We start from the raw sequence: 20,336 nt of genomic DNA on the forward strand, positions 1-20,336 counted from the left end.
ACCGCCATGACCCGACCCCCTCGCCGCACCGGGCGACCGCACGCCGAGCCGCTGCGCACCCTCGACGAGAAGTTCGTCTCGAACGCCGTCGTCTACGAGGTCGCGCGGCCGACCGGCTCGATGATCGTCGACGGCGCCCCGTTCCGCCGCGCCGACGGCTCGCTCGACCGCGACCTCGTCTACTCGGCCTGGGAGGCGTTCATCCGGACGTCGCCCGCCGTGCGCCAGCGCCTCGCCCGCGCCCCGCTCGGGCTGTTCACGCCGTCGTGGGTGTCGGTCGACGCCATCGACGTGCGCGACCACGTGCGCTTCCACCCGGGCGTCGTCGAGTGGGACCCGCGGCACGTCGAGCTGCTCACCGGCGCCTTCAACGGACCGATGGATCCGAAGGGCCCGCTCTGGGACATCCTCGTGATCGAGCTCTCGACCGGGCAGCTGGGCTTCGCGGTCCGCATCCACCACGCGCTCGGCGACGGGATGTTCGGGCTGGTGCTGATCCAGGCGTTCACCTCGGGCGAGCCGATCGAGTTCCCGCCGTACTCCCGCGCACCGATGCGCTTCCCGGACGACCCGCGACCGCCGCGCGGCCCGCTCTCGCTCACGCTCGCCGCGCGCCGGCAGATCGCGTCGACGCACGCCTCGCTCGCGGACGAGTGGGCCGAGTGGAAGCGCAAGCCGCTGAAGAAGCGGATCACCCGGGTGGGCGGCCGCAACATCCGCTCCGCCCGCGACTGGTGGATCCGCCGCTCGGGACTGCTCGAGCGCAGCATCAAGCCGCGCGACGCCGCGATCCTCACCGCCGACCTCAAGACGGCGAAGGCGGCGGCCCGCGCGGCCGGCGGCTCGGTCGCCGACCTCACCGTCGCACTCGCACTGCACGCCTTCGCGGCCCTGCACCCGGAGCGCGCCGAGATCGCGACGCTGGTGCCCGTGTCGCCGCGCCGGGAGAAGAACGAGGTCAAGCGCAACCACGTGTCGATGGTGCGGGTCGCCGTGCCGGTGTCGCTCGGGCTGGCGGAGACCGTGGCGAGCGTGCGCGAGCAGGTGCAGCTCGCCGTCGAGACCGGTGAGAGCGGGATCACCCGCGGCCGGAAGGACTGGCAGGGCTACGCCTCCTACCTCCCCGTCTTCCTCCGCCCGCGCTGGTTCGGGCAGGCCGAGCTGGCGTCGATGACGCTCTGGCCGGTCACCGAGCCCGACGACGAGGCCGCGGTGTTCGCGAGCTCGTTCATGAAGCGCCTCGACATCGCGATATCTGTCCGCTCGGACCTCGACGCGGACCTCTTCATCGACTCGATCGCGCGCTCGCTGACCGAGATCGGCGCTCCGGTGATCGATCCGCTCGCGGAGCAGACCCCCGCCGGATCGCCGGACGACCACGAACCGAACGGAGCCGGCCGATGAGCCAGGGCGGCGGACCGCTGCGCACCCTCACCAAGGTGCGCACCTACCTGCAGGCCGTGCGCCTGCTGCACTTCCACGCGTACAGCCACGCCGACCAGGTGCCGCGCCTCACCCGCGGCGCCGGCGTCTCGTTCGCGCCGAACGTGTCGTTCCGGAACGCGGAGCGGATCACGCTCGGCGCCGGCACCCACATCGGCGAGAACTCGCTGCTCTGGGCCGGCAACAGCACCGGCCGGATCACCCTCGGCCCGAAGTGCCTGCTGGCGCCGAACGTGACGATCACCGCCTCCAACTACGGCATCGTCCAGGGCACGCCCGTGATGGACCAGCCGAAGATCGAGAAGGACATCGTGATCGGCCGCGACGTCTGGCTCGGCGCGAACGTGGTCGTCGTCGCGGGCGTCACCATCGGCGACGGCGCGATCGTCGGTGCGGGGGCCGTGGTCACCAAGGACCTGCCGGCGAACTGCATCGCCGGCGGCGTGCCCGCCAAGGTCATCGGACAGCGACCGGAGGCCGATCGTGCCTGAGGCCGTGGACACGAGCCTGGCGATCGTGGTCGTCAGCTACAACACCCGCGAGAAGACGCTGGCCTGCCTCGCGTCGATCCCGCGCGGCGACGCCCCGACGCCGCCGCACGTCATCGTCGTCGACAACGGCTCGGAAGACGGCAGTGCGGAGGCGATCCGCGCCGCGCACCCCGACGCGACCGTGATCGAGGCGGGCGACAACCTCGGCTTCGCGCGCGGCGTCAACCGCGGCGTCGCGGCGGCGACCGAGCGCTTCGTGCTGCTGCTGAACCCGGACACGCTCGTGCTCGAGGGCTCGTTCCGGGCGCTGATCGAGTTCGCCGTCGCGAACCCGCGCTACGGCGTCTACGGCGGCCGCACCCTCCGGCCCGACGGCTCCGTCGACCCCTCCTCGTGCTGGGGGGCGCCGAGCCTGTGGTCGCTGCTCACCTATGCGACCATGCTCTCCACGGCGTTCCGCGGCAACCCGCTGCTCGACCCGGAGTCGCTCGGCGGCTGGGAGCGCGACAGCGTCCGCGAGGTGCCGATCATCACCGGCTGCCTGCTGCTGATGCAGCGCGACGAGTACGAGCGCGTCGGCCGGCTCGACGAGCGCTTCTTCCTCTACGGCGAGGACGCCGAGTTCTCGATCCGCGCCCGTCGCGCGGGCCTGCACCCGGTGATCGTGCCGACCGCCGTCATCGTGCACGACGTCGGCGCCTCCACCCGCGACGCGGCGACCGCCGGCAACTCCGGCCGCAAGATGTGCATGGTGATGGCGGGCAAGGCCACGATGATCCGGCTGTCCTGGCAGCCGCTGCCGGCGCGGATCGGCATCGCGCTGCTCCAGGCCGGCGCGCTCGTGCGCACCGTGCTCGAGACCGCGACCCGCCGCAAGCGCCGCGCCTGGACCGAGGTCTGGCAGCGCCGAGCCGACTGGCGCGTGGGCTACCCGGAGGCCGAGCGCACCCTGTTCGGCCGGGTGCCCGGCACCGGCGCGGCGGAGGTCGCCCGATGATCGCCGGGGGCACCCGCACCCTGCGCGGTCGCCTGCGCACCCGCCTGCGCGGACTGCTCTCCGGCGAGGACGCCCGCAGCCGGCGCCTGCGGGTCGAGGCCGAGCCGGCCTTCCGCACCCGCTACGCGAACCCCTACAACGCGCGGCTCTACACGGCGATGACCGCGGAGGGCGTGCTCGTGCGCGACCTCTCCTGGGCGCGCCTGCTGCTCGCGAAGGTCGACGTGGTGCACCTGCACTGGCCCGACCTCACCTTCCTCAGCGGCATCCGCCGCTACCGGATCGTCGCGCGGCTGGTCTTCTTCTTCGCCTTCCTCCGAGTCGCCCGCCTGCGCGGCACGCGGCTGATCTGGACGGCGCACAACGTGGCCTCGCACGAGGAGCGGGCCACCCCGTTCCTGCGCAACTGGTACCGACGGCTGCTGACCGAGAACCTCGACGCGATCCTCTGCCTCTCCGAGGAGGGCGTGATCGCGATGCGCCGCTCCTACCCGGAGCTCGCCGGGGTGCCGGCGTTCGTCACTCCGCACGGGCACTACCGGCACGACTACGACTTCTCCGCGAGTCGCGCCGAGGCGCGCGCGGAGCTCGGCGTGGATCCGGACGCGCGGCTCGTCGTGTCGGTCGGCCAGATCCGGCCTTACAAGAACGTGCCGACCCTGATCGAGCGCTTCCGCGACCGCGAGGACGACGGCACGCTGCTCGCAGTCGCCGGCAACCCCGCCCGCGGGCCGCTGCGCGGCGTGATCGAGGAGGCGGCGGCGGGAGATGCGCGCATCCGGCTCGAGCTCTCCTTCCTCAGCGACGAGCGGATGGCGCTCTGGCTGCGCGCGAGCGACCTGGTCGTGCTGCCCTACTCGGCGATCCAGAACTCCGGATCCGCGATCCTCGCCGTCTCGGCCGACCGCCCCGTGCTCGTGCCCGACCTCGGTGCGATGCACGAGCTGGCCGCGCTGGTCGGCAGCGACTGGGTGCGGCTCTACGACGGCGCCTTCGACACCGCCGCGCTCGACGACGCGCTCGCCTGGCTCGACGAGCGGCCGGTCGCGGACGACGCCTCGGCCGACCTCTCGGCGCTGGAGTGGGACGCGATCGCCCGCTCGACGATCGAGGTCTATCGGCGCGTGCTGCGCGCGCCGCGCCCGCGCTGAGCCGCGCGCGACCCTTGCTGATCGAGTAGCCCGCGCGGCGGGCGACCCTTGCTGATCGAGTAGCCCGCGCAGCGGGCGTATCGAGATCCGCCCTCCTCCACACCCCCTCTGCAGAACCCGCCCGCTGAGAAATCACGAAGAGTAGTGCGCCGGAAACCCAGGGCGGCTAGCTTGGGGTCCTGAATCCCCCTCGCACTCCTCCGCCGGTCGCCCGCATGCGCCGGCGGTCGTCGGCCACCGCTGCCCGGCGAGCCCTCCGGTTCCCTCCGCCCCGCCCGCCGCACAGAAACACAGGACCTCCGTGATCCCTCGCTCCACCTCGTCGCGCCGCCCCGCCGGTCGCCTGCGCCGCCTCCTGGCCGCGACCGCCGCCGCAGCCGTCGTCACCGCCGGTCTCGTCGGCGCCGCCGCGCTCCCCGCGCACGCCGCCGATGCCACGCAGACCGGTGCCGGCCGCTACGTCGTCACCGTCGACTCGAAGGCCGTGTCGACGACGCTCGCGAGCGCCCTCGGCCTCTCGCTCGACGCGTCCTACGGCGGAGGCGTCGCCGGCTTCACCGCGACCCTCACCGCCCGGCAGCACGCGATCCTCGCCGCCGACAGCCGCGTCCTCGCCCTCTCGCCCGCCGACCAGGTGGTCGAGGGCCAGGCGCAGACGATGCCCGCGCACGTGCTGACCGCCGAGGCCGACAAGGCCCCGGTCAGCGCCGGCGACGGCGTCACGAACTGGAACGGCCCCGCCGTCGCGGTCATCGACTCCGGCGTGAGCGCGCACCCCGACTACAACCTGGCCAAGCAGGTCAACTGCTTCGGCTCCGGCACCGCCGAGGACGCGAACGGCCACGGCACCGGCGTCTCCGGCTACATGACCGCGCTCGACAACGGCTCCGGCACCGTCGGCATCGCCCCCGGTGCGCCGATCTACTCGGTCCGCGCGCTCGACGCGAACAACAAGGGCAACGTCTCCACCCTGATGTGCGCGCTCGACTGGGTGTCGCAGAACGCGGCGACGTACAACATCAAGGTCGTCAACATGTCGCTCGCCACCAACGGCGCGGACGACGGCAACTGCGGCCGCACCGACGGCGACGCCATCCACCAGTCGGTCTGCGACCTCGTCGCGAAGGGCGTGACCGTGGTCTCGGCCGCCGGCAACTCCGCCGCCGACCTGTCGAAGTGGATCCCCGCCGCGTACGACGAGGTCCTCGCCGTCACCAACTTCGCGAACTACGACGGCAAGCCGGGCTCGCTCGCGGCCGTCCCGTGCTCGAACGTCACCACCAAGGACGACAGCTACACGCTGAACAGCAACTACGCGTCCGCCGCCGACGCCGCGCACACGATCGCCGCGCCCGGCACCTGCCCCTACACCACCAAGAAGGGCAGCGGCTACGCGTACATCCAGACCGGCACCAGCATGTCGACGGCCGCCGCCTCCGGCGTCGTCCTCGACTGCCTCGCGGCCGGCGGATCCTGCGTGGGCAAGAGCCCGGCGCAGGTCATCACCCAGGTGATCGCCCAGGCCAAGTCGGCCACGCTCGACCGCGGCCGCACCTTCACGGGCGACCCGACCAGCCCCGTCTCCGGCCGCTACTACGGCTACGGCGTGAGCACGATCCCGGTGGGGACGGTCGTGACGCCGACGCCGACCGCCACTCCGACCGCTACTCCGACCGCTACTCCGACGCCGACTGCGACGCCGACGCCCACCGCGACCGCGACGCCCACGCCGACCGCGACGCCGACGGCCACCGCGACTCCGAAGCCCACCGCGACTCCGACCGCGACCGCCACGCCGACCCCGACCGCGACGCCGACCTCCGGCGCCGACACGGTGAAGCCGCAGGCGAAGATCGTCTCGCCCGCCAGCCAGACGACGGTCACCGGCACCGTGACGCTCGTCGCCAACGCGAGTGACAACGTCGGCGTCTCGAGCGTCGCCTTCTGGTCCGGCTCGACCAAGCTCGGCGACGGCGTGAAGCAGGCCGACGGCAGCTGGTCGCTCACCGCGAACAGCAAGAACTGGCCGAACGCGACCTACACCGTCGTCGCCAAGGCGACCGACGCCGCGGGCAACGTGGGCGCCAGCGCGTCGATCGCCCTCCTGATCAAGAACTGACCCGACCCGCACGGTCGGCGCAGTCCGAACGGCCCGGCTCCCTCCTTGGAGGAGCCGGGCCGTTCGCGTGTCCGCCCGAGCTCGGGCTCGCAGATTCGTCTCCGGCTCGCCGGAACCGTCGATTCCTGCGAGCCCGACCGCGTTCCGCGAGCCGGAGGTGACGTCGGAGGCGACGACGCGGGCGGAGTCCGTCCCACGAGGCGGGCACGGCGTCAAGGGCGCGTGCGCGGGTGGCGCGGTCCGTAGCGTCGGAGGCGCGCGGTCGACCTCCGGCCGCACGGAGAGGCAGTCATGAGCGACACCGAGCAGAACGGCCCCGTCATGGACGGCGCCGAGGACGCGAGCAACGACGACAAGCTGAGCGGTCTGATCGAGCAGGTCGACCACGACCACGGCGACGAGGGCGCGGGCGCCATGGCCGACGCCCTCCGCGATCGCGCCGACGAGACCGACACCGAGATCACCTCGACCGACGAGACGGAGACCCGCACCGAGACGGAGTGACGGCGGGCGCGCGGCCCCTGGGTGCGGCGCGCCGAGCCTCGTCGGTTCGAACACGGATCTCGAGACGCCCGCGCTGCGGGCTGCTCGATCAGCAGGGGCCGCCCGCCGGTCGAGCAGCCCGCAGGGCGCCGCGCGATGCAGAGCCCCTGCTGGTCGAGTAGCCCGCAGGGCGCCGCACCATGCAAAGCGCTTGCTGGTCGAGTAGCCGCCTCCGGCGGCGTATCGAGACCCACGTTGTCCGGTCGTCCGGGAGCGAGCCTCCTCCCCAGCCCGTCATCCGACCGCGCTGTCCCCGAACAACACAGCACGCCGTTCGCATGTCGGTGGCCGCTGCTTGGATACTCGTATGAAAGAAGATGAGGATGTGGCAGCACTCGCGGAGGTGCGCGACTGCTTCGACGGCTCCGCCGACGATGAGCGCTCCACTTCCCCGACGCGCCTTCGGGCGGCCGAGCGCCTGCACCGTGGCTACCGGCTCGCGCTCGCGATCCCGGACGCGTTCGCCCGCGGCGCGTCGCGCAGTGAGACCCGCGACCTGGTCGAGCGCTCCATCCGCGCCGAGCTCGCGGTGGCGTACAGCCAGTCGGAGCGGGAGGTGTCCCGCCGCCTCGAGACCGCACAGATGCTGATGGAGCACCTCCCCCTCACCCGCGCGCTGCTACGCGACGCGAAGATCCTGTGGGAGGTCGGCGAGGCGATCTGCAGAACCGCGAGCAGTCTCCCCGAAGCCTCCCGCACGGCAGTCGACGAGCGCGCGGCCGACGCGGCGTTGACCATGACCACCGCGCAGTTGCGTCGCGCCCTGACCCGCTGGCGAGAGGAGCTGCACGAGCAGCCCCTCGCCGAGCGCCACGCACGCGCGAAGGAAGACCGGGCCGTGTGGGTCACGCCGGACGTGGACGGCATGGCGACGCTGTGTCTGCACGGTCCCGCCCCGACGGTGACGGGCGCCTACGAGCGGCTCCGGCGCATCGCCCGGACACTTCGGGACGAGGGCGACCCGCGCACCCTGCAACAGCTCAGCGCGGACGCGGCGATCGATCTGCTCTGCGACGGCGACATCGCCGGCACCACCCCCGACGCCGAGCACCGGCCGGACCCGACGTTCGTCCCGGGCATCCGCGCCGAGGTGCGCCTCACGCTCGCCGCGTCCACCGCGGTCGGCCTCGACGACGCCCCCGCGGACCTCGACGGCTACGGACCCGTCCCCGCGGAGATCGCCCGGGAGCTGATCCGCACTGCCGCGTCGTTCACGCGGGTCCTCACCGATCCGGACACCGGCGCGGTCGTCTCGGTCGGCCGGACCTGGCGCGTGCCACCGCCGCAGATGCGCCTGCACCTCCAGCTCCGAGACCAGACCTGCCGCTTCCCCGGCTGCACCCGCAGCGCCAGTAGCTCGGAGGCCGATCACTCGATCGAGTGGCGCAACGGCGGCGAGACCTCGCTCGAGAACCTCGTCTCGCTCTGCACCTCCCACCACCACGTCCGGCACGGCGACCAGTGGAGCTACGACAGGGACGACGAGGACGGGTCCATCACCTGGACGACGCCGACCGGACGGCGGATCAGCACCCGGCCACCCCCGCTCCCGGGGCGACCACCCGACCCGCCGCCGCGACCGCACTTCGTCGACGGACCCGCCCCGTTCTGACGGACGCCGATCAGCACCACGCCGATCGACCACCCCGATCCACCACCCCCGATCCACCACCCCCGATCCAGGAGACCCACCATGACCTCACCCCGCCGCGCCCTGATCCTCGTCGACGTCCAGCAGGAGTACTTCGCCGGGCCGCTCGAGATCCGCTTCCCGCCGCACTCGTCCTCCCTGCCCGCCATCACCGCCGCGCTCGATGCGGCGACGGCCGCCGGCCTGCCGATCGCGGCGATCCGGCACAGCAGCGGCGAGGGCGCGCCCGTCTTCGCGCCCGGCACCCCGGGCTTCGAGCTGCACCCCGAGATCGAGCGCCGCCGGAGCGACGACTGGGCGTCGATCACCAAGCAGTACGGCACCGTCTTCGCCGGCACCGACCTGCTCGCCTGGCTGCGGGAGCACGACGTCGACACGATCACCCTGGTCGGCTACATGACCAACAACTGCATCCTCGCCTCGGCGGCCGAGGCCGAGACGCACGGGCTCACCGCGGAGGTGCTCTCCGACGCGACCGGCGCGATCGCGATCTCGAACGCCGCCGGCTCCGTCGACGCCGAGACCGTGCACACCACTCTGCTCGCCCTGCTGAACTCCAACTTCGCCGCCGTCGCCACGACCGCCGCCTGGACCGACGCCGTCACCGCCGGCGACGCACTCCCTCAGAGCGACCTCGGCAGCTCGGCCGTCGCCGGCGCCGCGCTGCCGCCGCGCTGAGGCCCCGCCGCCGGCGAGCACGCGGTCAGCGCTCCGGCGGCGGCGGGAACGGGCGGGTCGAGCGCGGGGCGGCCGGCGGCAGGGCGGTGCGGGCGCGGTGGAGGGCGACGGCGGCGAGCAGCACGCGGGTGCGGGCCGGGGAGGCGTCGAGCGGTCCGATCAGGGACTCGATGCGGGCGAGGCGGTCGTAGAGCGTCTGCCGGCCGATGCCGAGGGCGGCCGAGGTGGCGGTCCTGCTCCCCCAGTGCGACGCGAGCGTCTCGAGGGTGAGCAGCAGCTCCGGGCGTCCGCGGCGCAGGGGGCCGAGCACCTCCTCCACCAGGTCGTCGGCCTCCGCGTCGTCCCGCAGGGTGCTGGCGAAGCGCTCGAGCCGGTGCAGTCGTGCGTCGACGACGCCGGTCGCGGCGCGCGTCCACGCCCGGACGCCGCGGACCTCGGCGAGCTGCCGCGGCACGCCGGCGTGCTCGTCCGCTCCGCTGCCCACGCAGACCAGCGCTGCAGCCCCCGCCCCGTCGGGCCAGGCGTCCAGGAGCACGGCCCGCGCCCGCTCCCGCGCGACGACGTCCGCGAAGGGCAGGAGCGCGAGCAGCTCCCCGCCGGCCACGCAGAGCATCGCCTCCGCCGTCGCCTGGAGCGCCGAGCGGACAGCCCGGAGGGTGCGCTCGTCGTCGCCGACATCGGCCCAGACGCCGAGGAAGCACTCCCGCCCGCTCAGCCCGAGACGGCCGAGCAGCGCGTCGATCTGCAGCTCCGCGCTCGGGTCGGGCCGCGGCGTCTGCGCGGTGGCGACCGCGAAGAGCTGCGCGGTGAGGCGCTCGCGAGCCGTCGGCGGTCGCTGCTGGAGCAGGGCGATGGCGAGCACGTCCGGGGCGCGGTCGAGCGCGACGGCGACGGCATGCAGGTCGGACTCGTCGTGGGCGCGGAGGTAGAGCGTGCCCAGCAGGGAGTCGCCGGCCCGCAGCACTCCGGACGAGGCGCCGGCGGTGCGTCCGGTGTCGACGCCGCGCCCCGGGTGCGCGCGCACGATCTCCTCGCCCGCGGGGGAGACGAGCGCCGCGGAGGCACCGGTCGCGGTCGCGACCACGCGCAGCAGCTCGTCGATCCCGGCGTCCGCCGCCGCCGCCTCGCCGAGAAGACCGGACAATCTGTCCGCCACCCGCAGACTCCGGAACTTCTGCTCGGTGAGCCGGGTGTTGATGCTCTCGCAGACCTGGACGAACGGCACGCGGCGGGGCAGCGCGAGCACCGCGAGACCGTGCTCGTCCGCGGCCTCGACGAGCGGCGCCGGCACTCTCGGCAGGCGCTCCGAGAGCTCGACCGCGAGCGCGCCGACTCCCGCCGTGACCAGGGATTCCACGTAGCGGCGGCACTCCTGGGCATCCAGGTCCGAGGCGAGGTTCACCCCCTCCATCAGCAGCAGCTCGCCGCCCAGGAGCAGGGGCGCCACATCGAGCTGCTCGCTCGCGTGCGCCCAGCGGATCGGCACCCGCCCGGCGGCCGGCCCACCCGCGACGAGGAGGGGCTCCGCGGCGGCGAGGAGCGGGTCGAGCAGGACCTCGGAGAGCGGGATCACCATGCAGAACGTCCTCCCTCGTCACCGCGAATTTACACGGGGACACGATCGCGGAAACGGCCCGCCGCGAGGGTGGAGCCCGACCCGCCGCGTTCCTCCCCAGCCCGCTCGGCCGCGGTGCTGTCCACCGTTCCCCGCTCCGACCCCCCGCTCCACCTCACGCTTCGAGAGGATCCACCCATGAGCTCCGACACCCTGCACGACACCGAGGACGCCCTGAGTCCGCTGCCCGACAGCCGCCGCACCGCGCGACTCGACGGGCAGTTCTGGATCTGGGCCGGCGCCAACATCGCCCCGATCAACTGGGTCCTCGGCGCCCTGGGCGTCAACATGGGCCTCGGTCTCTGGGACACGATCACCGTCCTCGTGCTCGGCAACGTCGTCGGCATGGCCGTCTTCGGCTTTTTCGTGCTGCTCGGCCAGCGCACCGGCGCGACCGGGATGCTCGTCGGCCGCGCGGTCTTCGGCCGCCGCGGCAACTACGCGCCCGCCGCGATCCAGGCCGTCGTGGTCATCGGCTGGTGCGCCATCAACACCTGGATCGTGCTCGACCTGGTGATCGCGCTGCTCGGCTCCGTCGGCCTCGTCGATCCGGAGGCGGCGAACCTCGGCTGGAAGATCGCCGTCGCCGCGGTGATCATGGCGGTCCAGGTCGCGATCTCCTTCCTCGGCTACCGGGCCATCGCCGCGTTCGAGCGCTGGACGGTGCCGCCGACACTGGTGGTGCTGGCCGTGATGTCGATCGTCGCCTGGTTCTTCCTCGACATCGACTGGTCCTACGCCGGCCCCGCCGAGGGCGCCCTCACCGGCGGCGACAGGATCGCGGCCATGTCGATCGTGATGACCGCGATCGGGATCGGCTGGGGCCTGACCTGGCTCGCCTACGCCGGCGACTACTCCCGCTTCGTCAGCCCGAGCGCCCCGCGCCGGAAGCTCTACTTCGCGAGCGTGCTCGGTCAGTTCATCCCCGTCGTCTGGCTCGGCGTGCTCGGCGCGACCCTCGCCACGAAGAACGGCTCGGTCGATCCCGGTCAGCTGATCGTGGAGAACTTCGGCGCCCTCGCGATCCCGGTGCTGCTGCTCGTCGTGCACGGGCCGATCGCGACCAACGTGCTCAACATCTACTCGTTCGGGATGGCCACCCAGGCGCTCGACATCCGCCTCGGCCGCCGGGCGCTCAGCCTGATCGTCGGCGTGCTCGCCTTCGCCGCCGCCGTGTTCTTCGTCTTCCAGGACGACCTGGCGACCACGCTCGACGCCTGGCTGGTCGGCCTGGTCGGCTGGGTCGCTCCCTGGGGCGCGATCGTGCTCGTGCACTACACGGTGTTCGAGCCGCGGGTGCGCTCGTTCGGTCACCTGTTCGCGCCGGTCGGCTCGCCGCTGCTGCCGGACGTGCGCTGGCGCGCGCTGCTCTCCTTCGCGATCGGCGCGACGCTGACCTGGCTGTTCATGAACGGCTCCGTGCCGGCCCTGCAGGGGCCGGCCGCGACCGCGCTCGGCGGGGTCGACGTGTCCTGGCTCGCGGGCGGTGTCTCGGCGGGGCTCGCCTACCTGCTGCTCGGGCGCGGCGACGCCGCGTCGTGGGTGGCCCGGCGCGCGGCCGTGGAGGCGGAGCCGCGCTCGGCCGAGCCCGTCCTCGGGTAGCCGGACCCGTCGCTCCGCCCCTCTCCTCCCTGCCGCACCACCACCTGCCGCACCACCACCTGCCGCACCACCACCTGCCGCACCACCACGAACGGAACCGCCATGCCCCTCCTCATCACCGACGCCGCCGTCGTCACCATGGACGCCGTCTCGGGCGCCGTCCCGATCACGGCGAGCATCCGCATCGTCGACGACGTCATCACTGCGATCGGCCCGGGGCTCGAGCCCGAGCCGGGCGACGAGGTCATCGACGGGCGCGACCGGCTCGTCACGCCGGGCTTCGTCAACGCGCACACCCACTCGTGGGAGTACCTGTACAAGGGCCGCTACGACAACCTGCCGCTCGAGCTGTGGATGCTGCTGTCCTACCCGATCCTCGGCGACAGCCGCGTCGCTCCGGATCTGGTGCGGCTGCGCTCGTCGCTGTTCGCGCTCGAGTCGCTGAAAGCCGGCGTCACGACGCTCGTCGACGACGTGCTCGAGAATCCGGACCAGGACGCGGAGCAGCTCGCCGCGGTCTTCGACGCCTACGACGAGATCGGGATCCGCGCGAACATCTCCGGCCACGTGATCAGTCGGCCGTTCTTCGAGACGATGCCGTTCGTCGCCGAGTACCTGCCGGCCGAGATCCTCGACTCGGTCCGCGCCGCGGCGCGGCCGACCACCGAGGGCTACCTCGACTTCAGTCGCACCGCCTTCGCCACCCAGCACGGCCGCGGCGGCGGGCGCCTGCGCTACATGGTCGCGCCGTCGGCCCCGCAGCGGGTCGACGCGGATCTGCTGGTCGGCGCGACGGAGCTGGCGCTCGAGCACGGCGCGGAATGCCACGTCCACGTCCTCGAGACGAAGACGCAGCTGGTCACCGGGGAGGAGTTCCACGGCTCGACGCTCGTCGAGTACATGGCGCGGATCGGCGCCCTCTCCACGAACACGACCTTCGCGCACGGGATCTGGCTGACCGACTCCGACATGGCGGCGATCGCGGCGGCGGGCACCTCCGTCTCGCACAATCCGATCTCGAACCTCAAGCTCGGCTCGGGCATCGCACCCTGGCGCGCGCTGCACGACGCAGGGGTCAACCTCGGGCTCGGCACCGACGGCTGCTCGAGCAGTGATTCGCCGCGGATGCTCGACGTCGTCAAGGCGGCGGCCCTGCTGCACAAGGTGACCGACCCGGACCTGACGACCTGGCCGACCGTGGCGGAGGTGCTCACAGCGGGCACGATCGGCGGTGCGCGCAGTGCCGTGCTCGGCGACGTGACCGGCAGCATCGAGGTGGGCAAGCAGGCCGACCTCGTGCTCTTCGACCTCGAGACCCTCGCGTTCACCCCGCGTCAGCGCCTGGAGAACCAGCTGGTCTACTCCGAGAACGGCTCGTCGATCGACACCGTGATCGTCGCCGGGCGGATCGTCGTGGTCGGCGGCGAGTCGACGACCGTCGACGAGGCGGCGCTGCGGGCCGACCTGGCGGTGCAGCTCGGCGAGATCGTCGCTCGGCAGGACGCGCTCGACCGCTCGAACGGGGTGCTCACCGAGCCGTTCCGCCGGATGCACGAGCGCGCGATGCGCCGCGCCGCCCCGATCGACCGCTTCAGCGGCGCGCGCCTCGTCTGACGACGCCCCGCCCGGGAGCACCTCCGGCACGCACCTCCGGCACGCGGAAACACCCCGGGCACGCGGAAACCGTCGGATTCGGCGAGCCGAACGCGATTCCACGAGCCGAAGGTGTTCTCGCGAGCCGGGCGACCCTCCGACGACCACTCGACGCACCTCGGGCACGCCGAAACACCTCCGGCACGCCGGATCCGCGGATTCCCGCGAGCCCAGCGCGCTTTCACGAGCCGAGCGCACTCCGCCCCGCCCCGAGCGCAGGTCCGGCACGCGGAACCCCGTCCGGCACGCGAGAACCGGCGCGATTCCGCGAGCCGAGCGCGATTCCGCGAGCCCGAGGTCGCGGCGCACTCGCGGCGCACTCGCGGCGCGCTCGCGGCGCCTCGAGGCCCGATCGGGCGCTGTCCGGCGCGATCCGTCGGACGTGCGGCGCGTCGGATCGGACCGCGCCCCCTGAACGGGAACACCCCTCCGGAGGAACCTTCATTGCGGACAGGGGTTCCGGGCCCCCGCCTAGGGTCGCAGCAGTAGCGCCGGAGTCACCCGGCCGACCTCCTGAGCGACTCCCCTCCCCGCAGTGCCGCGGGCCGTGGGCCGGGTCGCTCCTCCGCTCTCGACGCCCGGAAGGACGCCCCGTGCCGACGACCGTGCCGACGACCCGTGCGACGACCCCCGCGACCGCCCCCGGCGGCCGCGAGGGTGCGCCGCGCTCAGGCGCGCGGCAGGCCGGCGAAGTTCGCGGCGCTGAGCTCCTGGACGGCGGGCAGCTTCGCGAGGATCGCGGCGGACACGCTCTCGCGGTCGGAGAGGACGCGCTCGAGAGCGGCGCCCACGCGCGCGGCGAGGCCGGCGCCCGGCTCGACGCAGAGGTAGGGCAGCTCGAACATCGCCATCAGGCCCTCGACCTTGCCCTGGGTGGCGAGCGTGATCGCGGGGACGCCCTTCATCAGGGACATGATCGCGAGGTGCATCCGGCCGGTGACGGTGACGGTCGCGCGCTCGGTGAAGCCGCGCACCTCCGCGGGGGTGAGCACGTCCTCGACGAAGGCGACGCCCGCCGTGTCCGGCAGGGCCGCGAAGACCTTGCGGCAGGCCGCGAGGTCGTCCGGTCCGTGCTTGATCACGTGCGGGAGCAGCACGACCGCGAGGCCGCGGGCGCGCAGGTCGCCGATGATCTCGACGTACGCGCCGGTCTGGTCGGTGTCGATGAGGCCGGAGACGTTGACGATCGCGATGCCGCCGGAGGTGTCCAGCGCGTCGAGCTCGGTGCTCGCGCGGCCCTGGTCGACGGAGCGCGCCGAGAAGACGATGTCCGCGGAGGCCTTGGCGTCGAGTCCGTCGCGGCGGGCGCGCTCGACCGAGAGCGGGTCGCGGAGGAAGAGGGTCGTGCCGGCGCGGTCGGCGTCGCGGAGCTGCGCGAGGGCACCCGGGTGCGCCTTGCCGTTCCAGCTGAAGCCGAGCACGCGGGTGTTCAGGCCGGCCGACGCCGCGCTGCGGGCGACGAGCGCCCGGCTGGTCGAGGCGCGGAAGTTGTAGGCGCCGTCCATGATGTCCGCGCCGACGATCGAGACCGACGCGGCGCCGGGCAGCATGGCCCGGAAGCGGCGCAGGTCGCGGACGAAGCTCGGCAGTCCGCCGTAGAGCAGGGTGCCCAGCGAGACGATCTCGACGCGGTCGGCCTGCTCGGCGGGGATGCGGAAGTCGCCCTTGTAGCGGGTGATCACGGTGATCGGCCCGGCCACGTTCTCGAGGAACGCGCCGACCAGCGCCGCGTCGCCGATGTTGCCGGCTCCGGGGGGCGCGATGAGGATCGCGCGACCCGAGGCGCTCCCCGAGCGGCGGGCACTGCGCAGCCGCGGCGCGTCGAGGAAGACGCCGCGCGCTCCGAGCGAGAGCACCGCCGGGCTCTTCAGCAGCGGGGCCGTGCGCTTGCGCAGCCCGCCCAGCATGTTCCTGACTCGCGAAGCCGTTCCGCTCACAGCGATCCCGTTCCCGGCCCCGTCGCGGAGCCGTCCTTCTCGGTGGCGGAGGCGGCCCGTCGCCGCGTCCGTCCGTCTGGGCGAGGGCTCGGCGGCGGATGCATCGGTGGTGCCCGGCCGCCGGGGACGCTCCCGCCGCGCCCAGTGTACGGAGTCGCCCCCCGTTCGCCCGGTGCGCACCGCCGCGGCCCGGCCCGGCCTCCCCTCGACTTCCCTGTTCCCCTTTCCCAGCCCCGAGTCCCCGCTCACACCTTCCCCGATTGGACACCACGCCCATGACTCGAACGCTCAGCGCGACTCTCGCCGCTCTGCTGGTCGTGATCGCCGCGTTCTTCGCGGCCGCGCCCGGCTTCGCGGCGGCGAACCGCTACGCCTCCCCGAACGGCACGGGAACGGTCTGCTCCGCAGCCGCTCCGTGCGCCCTGACCACCGCGGTGCAGAGCGCCGCCGCCGGTGACACCGTGCTGCTCACCTCCGGCACCTACCCGACGGCGGACCTCAAGGGCGGGAAGGCGACCGTCGCCGCTCCCGTCACCGTCCGGCCCGCGCCCGGCGCCTCGCCGGTCCTCGGCTCGACGAAGGTGTACACGCCGAACACGGTGTGGAACGACATCTTCTCGAGGAGCACCTTCTACACCTACGGCTCGGGCATCACGGTGAACCGGATGCACATCGACGGCGCGGGCATCTTCGTCCGCAGCGCCAACGTGATCGTCCGCGACTCGCTGTTCGAGAACGGCTCGTCGATCGACGGCATCCAGGTCGGCGGCGCGACGAACGCGCTCGTCGAGAACAACGTGGTGCGCGACTTCGACCAGAACACCGACAACGGCCTGCACGCCGACTGCGTGCAGGTCTTCGAGAGCACGGGCGTCACGCTCCGCGGCAACTCCCTCAGGAACTGCTACAACGCCGGGATCATCTTCTCCCCGGGCAGTGGCAAGGGCATGAGCGACATCACCGTCGAGTCGAACTTCGTGCAGGGCTGCATCGTGGTCTCCGCCGACTGCCGCGGCGGCTCGGTGGCCGACTTCACGGAGAAGACGGCGAGGAACCTCCTGATCCGCAACAACACCTTCCTCGACGGCGCGCTCCGCGTCGGGGGCGCCACCGCCACGGTGTTCGACCGCAACATCGTCGGCTACCTGTCCTCCTGCACCTCTCCGATGACGAACACCCTCGTCATCGGCTGGAACACGAAGCTCTGCAAGACCCCGCAGCTGCTGAACACCCAGGGGAACGTCGCCGGCAACCCGGGCTTCGCGGGCAGGACCGGCGGCGATCTGCACCTCGTCGACGCCCAGCAGGCGACGATCGCGGGCTGGGGCTCGACCACTGCGGCGGCGACGGACTTCGACGGCCAGACCATGGGCTCCCGCACCGCCGGCGCCGACCAGTTCGGCACGGTGACCGCGCCGACGCCGACCGCGACGCCGACCGCGACCGCGACGCCGACGGCCACCCCCACCGCTGAGCCGACCGCCACGCCGACGCCGACCGCCACGCCGACCGCGACGCCGACGCCGACCGCCACGCCGACGCCGACCGCCACCCCGACCCCGACGGCCACCCCCGCCCCGGTCGACCGCACGGCTCCGACGGCGACGATCCTCTCGCCGAGCTCCGGGACCTCGGTCAGCGGCGCGATCACCCTGACGGCGTCGGCCGCCGACGACGTCGCGGTGACCGGTCTCAGCTACTGGGTCGGCACCACGAAGCTCGGCGACGCCAGCCAGGCGTCCGACGGCACCTGGTCGCTGACGGTGAACACCGCGGTCTTCCCGAAGGGCACCTACTCGGTGACGGCCAAGGCCGTCGACGCGGCGGGCAACGCCGGGACGAGCCCCGCGATCACGCTGAAGCGGGTGTGACCCGCGGAGTGACGACCGCCTGACCAGGAGGGCCCCGGTGTGCTGCGCGCACGCCGGGGCCCTTCGTCGTCCGAGCTCGGGGCGTCAGTCGGCGAAGATCGCGCCGACCGGCTCGCGCTTCTCGGCCTGGAAGCGGTCCTCGGCGCGGCCGAGCGCCCAGTAGGCCGACAGCGAGAGCGCGGCGCGCGCGACGCCCCAGTCGTCCTGCAGGATCGCGCGGAGCCGCTTCATCGCGGTCCGCTCGCCGTGCGCGAAGACCTCGACGGCGCCCTCGGGGCGCCGCAGCTCGCGGACGGCGGCGGTGAGCGCGTGGCCCGCCTCCTCGTCGCCGCGGTGCAGCCAGCGCACCTCGACCCCGGCCGGGGCGGTCAGCGGCAGCTCGTCGGCGGCGCCGTGCACCTCGATCAGGGCGGTCCCGCGCGCATCGGCGGGCATCGCCTCCAGCGCCGCGGCGATCGCCGGGAGCGCCGACTCGTCGCCGAGGAGGAGGTTCGCGGCCGACGCGCTGGGTGCCCAGGCGCCGCCGGGTGCGGACATCTCGATCCGGTCGCCGGGGCGCGCGGAGGCGGCCCAGGGGCCGGCCACGCCCTCGTCGCCGTGCAGCACGAAGTCGACGGCGAGGCTGCGCGCCTCGAGGTCGACCGAGCGGATCGTGTAGGTGCGGCGCACCGGCAGCTCCTCGGGCGCTAGGCGGGCACGGAGCGCGTCGAGGTCGTGCGGCGGCTCGAGGGCGACGCCGGGCGGGGCGAGCAGCAGCTTGACGTAGCGGTCGGTCGCGGCGAGGCGGTCGGGGTCGGCGCCCTGCACGAACGCGTCGAAGCCGTCGCCGCCGAGGTGCACGCGCACGAAGTGCTCGGTGAGGCGCTCGGTCCGGAGCACGGTCAGCACGTGCTGCGGGCGGGCGGGTCGCGCGCGGCGGTCGGCGGGGCGCGGGGCGGCGGGCGGGGTTGCGGCGGGCGGGGCTGGTTCGGCGGACGGGGCGGGCGGGGTCGCGTCGGTCATCCCTCCAGCATGCCTCGCCCACCTGCCGATCGCGTCGTGTGTCACCCGAAGCCGTGACCTCCGGCTCGTGGAAGCACCTCCGGCACGCGGAAACCGACCGATCCGACGAGCCGGAGCACGATTCGCGAGCCGAAGGTACGGCAGACCCGGGCGCGAGCGCGCACCGGACGCCTCCGGCACGCAGAAACACCTCCGGCACGCGGAAACCGGCCGATTCGACGAGCCGGAGCACGATTCGCGAGCCGAAGGTACGGCAGACCCGGGCGCAAGCGCGCACCGGACAACTCCGGCACGCAGAAACACCTCCGGCACGCGGAAACCGACCGATCCGACGAGCCGGAGCACGATTCGCGAGCCGGAGGTGCGGCAGACCCGGGCGCGAGCGGGCGGCGGGGCGCGGGTGGCGCGAGGTGGGGGCGGCGGGGCGCGCGACGGCGGACGCCGGCGGGCGGGCACGCCGTAGCCTCTCCCCCATGGATGCGACCACGACCGTTCGGAGCGCCGCGCCGACCGCTCCGCGGCTGCAGCCCGGGCGGCTGGCGGTGCCGGACGCGCTGCGCGGGATCGCGATCGTCGCGATGCTGATCGCGCACGCGATGCCGCTGATGCCGAGCGTCCGCGGCGGGGCGGTCGGCTTCGCGGCGAGCAACGTCAACGATCTCGCGTCGCCGCTGTTCGCGCTGGTGATGGGTATGTCGGCGGCGCTGGTGCTCGCGCGGCCCGGCGCATCCGGCGGGCGGGCATCCGATACCCGGGCGTCCGGCGCGCGCGTCGTCGTGCAGAACCTGATCCGCGGGGCGGTGCTCGTCGCGCTCGGGCTGTGGCTGGGCGGCTGGGGCAGCTGGATCGCGATCGTGCTGCCGCACCTCGGCCTCACCCTCGCGCTCGGGACGCCGATCCTGCTCCTCCGCAGCCGCGTCGTCGCGCTCGTCGCCGCGGCGATCGTCCTGGCGAGCGCCCCGCTGAATGCCGCCGTCGCCGCATCGGCCGATCCGGCGGTGCTGTACTCGCGGTCGCCGGCCGGCCTGCTGCTGCAGTGGGGCTTCGTCGATCCGCACTACCGCGTCACGAATCTGCTCCCCTTCTTCCTGCTCGGCGCGCTCCTGCTGCGGCACGGCCTCCGCCGCGATCGCCTGCTCGCGCTGCTCGCCGTCGTCGCCGTGCTCGCCTACCCGGTGCGGCCGGTGCTGCAGCGGTTCGCCGGGCTCGGGTCGCAGTCGGGCGACTACGCCGACACCCTGCACGATCTCGGGCTGGTGCTCGCGGTGCTCGTCGTGGTCGTCCTGCTCGCGACCGTGCGCCGGCGCCCGGCGAGCACGGTGATCGCGGCGGTGCTCACGCCGTTCCGCGCGGCCGGGTCGCTGGCGCTCTCGGTGTACGTGCTCCAGGTCGGAGTGGTGGCCGCCTTCGCCGCCGCGGGCCTGGGCTACGTGGTCGACTCGCCCGGCCCGTTCCTCCTGCTGGTGCTGGGGGTCTGGGGGCTCGCCGTGCTCTGGTGGCGCTTCGCCGGCACGGGTCCGCTGGAGTGGCTGATCGGCCGGCTGACGCGGCTCGTGCCGGGGCGCGGAGAGCCGGGGCGCTGA

Annotated in this window: 15 protein-coding genes; 12 read left to right on the forward strand and 3 right to left on the reverse strand. The window is 73.5% G+C overall.

Going from position 1 to position 20,336, the window contains the following annotated elements; genetic code table 11:
- Positions 1 to 6 precede the first annotated feature (6 nt).
- The 8 genes from GSU72_RS17355 to GSU72_RS17390 all read left to right on the forward strand — a co-directional run bounded on the left by GSU72_RS17355 (position 7) and on the right by GSU72_RS17390 (position 9,073).
- Complete coding sequence (locus GSU72_RS17355; protein WP_159986155.1) at positions 7 to 1,404, forward strand: wax ester/triacylglycerol synthase domain-containing protein; 1,398 nt, start codon at positions 7 to 9, stop codon at positions 1,402 to 1,404.
- Positions 1,401 to 1,934: an acyltransferase gene (locus tag GSU72_RS17360; protein ID WP_159986156.1), complete on the forward strand. Its 534-nt coding sequence runs from the start codon at positions 1,401 to 1,403 to the stop codon at positions 1,932 to 1,934. The genes GSU72_RS17355 and GSU72_RS17360 overlap by 4 nt, the downstream gene beginning before the upstream one ends.
- Positions 1,935 to 1,938: 4 nt before the next feature.
- The gene (locus GSU72_RS17365) at positions 1,939 to 2,931 is read left to right on the forward strand and encodes a glycosyltransferase family 2 protein (protein WP_159986157.1); all 993 of its coding nucleotides are present in this window, start codon (positions 1,939 to 1,941) and stop codon (positions 2,929 to 2,931) included.
- Positions 2,928 to 4,082 carry a glycosyltransferase gene (locus GSU72_RS17370; RefSeq protein WP_159986158.1) on the forward strand — a complete coding sequence of 385 codons (1,155 nt, stop codon included), beginning with the start codon at positions 2,928 to 2,930 and terminating at the stop codon, positions 4,080 to 4,082. The genes GSU72_RS17365 and GSU72_RS17370 overlap by 4 nt, the downstream gene beginning before the upstream one ends.
- Positions 4,083 to 4,383: 301 nt before the next feature.
- Complete coding sequence (locus tag GSU72_RS17375; protein WP_159986159.1) at positions 4,384 to 6,201, forward strand: Ig-like domain-containing protein; 1,818 nt, start codon at positions 4,384 to 4,386, stop codon at positions 6,199 to 6,201.
- 291 nt (positions 6,202 to 6,492) lie between these two features.
- Positions 6,493 to 6,705 carry a hypothetical protein gene (locus tag GSU72_RS17380; protein WP_159986160.1) on the forward strand — a complete coding sequence of 71 codons (213 nt, stop codon included), beginning with the start codon at positions 6,493 to 6,495 and terminating at the stop codon, positions 6,703 to 6,705.
- Between the two features lie 346 nt (positions 6,706 to 7,051).
- Positions 7,052 to 8,356 carry an HNH endonuclease signature motif containing protein gene (locus GSU72_RS17385; protein ID WP_159986161.1) on the forward strand — a complete coding sequence of 435 codons (1,305 nt, stop codon included), beginning with the start codon at positions 7,052 to 7,054 and terminating at the stop codon, positions 8,354 to 8,356.
- A gap of 81 nt (positions 8,357 to 8,437) precedes the next feature.
- Positions 8,438 to 9,073 (forward strand): isochorismatase family protein, encoded by a 636-nt coding sequence (locus GSU72_RS17390; RefSeq protein ID WP_159986162.1) that lies wholly within the window; start codon positions 8,438 to 8,440, stop codon positions 9,071 to 9,073.
- Positions 9,074 to 9,098: 25 nt separating this feature from the next.
- Here GSU72_RS17390 and GSU72_RS17395 read toward each other — a convergent pair whose 3' ends face one another.
- The gene (locus GSU72_RS17395) at positions 9,099 to 10,649 is read right to left on the reverse strand and encodes a PucR family transcriptional regulator ligand-binding domain-containing protein (RefSeq protein WP_159986163.1); all 1,551 of its coding nucleotides are present in this window, start codon (positions 10,647 to 10,649) and stop codon (positions 9,099 to 9,101) included.
- 177 nt (positions 10,650 to 10,826) lie between these two features.
- Between GSU72_RS17395 and GSU72_RS17400 the strand changes: the two genes are divergently transcribed.
- Complete coding sequence (locus tag GSU72_RS17400; RefSeq protein ID WP_159986164.1) at positions 10,827 to 12,290, forward strand: cytosine permease; 1,464 nt, start codon at positions 10,827 to 10,829, stop codon at positions 12,288 to 12,290.
- A gap of 102 nt (positions 12,291 to 12,392) precedes the next feature.
- Positions 12,393 to 13,904: an amidohydrolase gene (locus GSU72_RS17405; RefSeq protein WP_159986165.1), complete on the forward strand. Its 1,512-nt coding sequence runs from the start codon at positions 12,393 to 12,395 to the stop codon at positions 13,902 to 13,904.
- A gap of 707 nt (positions 13,905 to 14,611) precedes the next feature.
- Here the strand turns inward: GSU72_RS17405 and GSU72_RS17410 are convergent.
- Positions 14,612 to 15,850 carry a polysaccharide pyruvyl transferase family protein gene (locus tag GSU72_RS17410; protein WP_159986166.1) on the reverse strand — a complete coding sequence of 413 codons (1,239 nt, stop codon included), beginning with the start codon at positions 15,848 to 15,850 and terminating at the stop codon, positions 14,612 to 14,614.
- A 305-nt stretch (positions 15,851 to 16,155) separates the two neighbouring features.
- On the opposite strand from GSU72_RS17410, the gene GSU72_RS17415 reads away from it, so the two are divergent.
- The gene (locus tag GSU72_RS17415; protein WP_159986167.1) at positions 16,156 to 17,751 is read left to right on the forward strand and encodes an Ig-like domain-containing protein; all 1,596 of its coding nucleotides are present in this window, start codon (positions 16,156 to 16,158) and stop codon (positions 17,749 to 17,751) included.
- Positions 17,752 to 17,835: 84 nt separating this feature from the next.
- Here the strand turns inward: GSU72_RS17415 and GSU72_RS17420 are convergent, their stop codons facing one another.
- On the reverse strand, positions 17,836 to 18,753 hold the full coding sequence (locus tag GSU72_RS17420) for a siderophore-interacting protein (RefSeq protein ID WP_159986168.1): 918 nt from the start codon (positions 18,751 to 18,753) through the stop codon (positions 17,836 to 17,838).
- 473 nt (positions 18,754 to 19,226) lie between these two features.
- On the opposite strand from GSU72_RS17420, the gene GSU72_RS17425 reads away from it, so the two are divergent.
- Entirely contained in the window at positions 19,227 to 20,336 is a 1,110-nt protein-coding gene (locus tag GSU72_RS17425; protein ID WP_159986169.1) for a DUF418 domain-containing protein, read from the forward strand.

The organism is Rathayibacter sp. VKM Ac-2760 (assembly GCF_009834185.1).
Lineage (GTDB): Bacteria > Actinomycetota > Actinomycetes > Actinomycetales > Microbacteriaceae > Rathayibacter.

What these genes read in the sequence shown, in the direction of transcription:
- GSU72_RS17400 (WP_159986164.1), top strand. Translation starts at nt 10,827, where the DNA reads ATGAGCTCCGACACCCTGCACGACACCGAGGACGCCCTGAGTCCGCTG.
- GSU72_RS17380 (WP_159986160.1), top strand. Translation starts at nt 6,493, where the DNA reads ATGAGCGACACCGAGCAGAACGGCCCCGTCATGGACGGCGCCGAGGAC.
- GSU72_RS17385 (WP_159986161.1), top strand. Translation starts at nt 7,052, where the DNA reads ATGAAAGAAGATGAGGATGTGGCAGCACTCGCGGAGGTGCGCGACTGC.
- GSU72_RS17410 (WP_159986166.1), bottom strand. Translation starts at nt 15,850, where the DNA reads ATGCTGGGCGGGCTGCGCAAGCGCACGGCCCCGCTGCTGAAGAGCCCG.
- GSU72_RS17395 (WP_159986163.1), bottom strand. Translation starts at nt 10,649, where the DNA reads ATGGTGATCCCGCTCTCCGAGGTCCTGCTCGACCCGCTCCTCGCCGCC.
- GSU72_RS17370 (WP_159986158.1), top strand. Translation starts at nt 2,928, where the DNA reads ATGATCGCCGGGGGCACCCGCACCCTGCGCGGTCGCCTGCGCACCCGC.
- GSU72_RS17360 (WP_159986156.1), top strand. Translation starts at nt 1,401, where the DNA reads ATGAGCCAGGGCGGCGGACCGCTGCGCACCCTCACCAAGGTGCGCACC.
- GSU72_RS17415 (WP_159986167.1), top strand. Translation starts at nt 16,156, where the DNA reads ATGACTCGAACGCTCAGCGCGACTCTCGCCGCTCTGCTGGTCGTGATC.
- GSU72_RS17420 (WP_159986168.1), bottom strand. Translation starts at nt 18,753, where the DNA reads ATGACCGACGCGACCCCGCCCGCCCCGTCCGCCGAACCAGCCCCGCCC.
- GSU72_RS17425 (WP_159986169.1), top strand. Translation starts at nt 19,227, where the DNA reads ATGGATGCGACCACGACCGTTCGGAGCGCCGCGCCGACCGCTCCGCGG.
- GSU72_RS17355 (WP_159986155.1), top strand. Translation starts at nt 7, where the DNA reads ATGACCCGACCCCCTCGCCGCACCGGGCGACCGCACGCCGAGCCGCTG.
- GSU72_RS17390 (WP_159986162.1), top strand. Translation starts at nt 8,438, where the DNA reads ATGACCTCACCCCGCCGCGCCCTGATCCTCGTCGACGTCCAGCAGGAG.
- GSU72_RS17405 (WP_159986165.1), top strand. Translation starts at nt 12,393, where the DNA reads ATGCCCCTCCTCATCACCGACGCCGCCGTCGTCACCATGGACGCCGTC.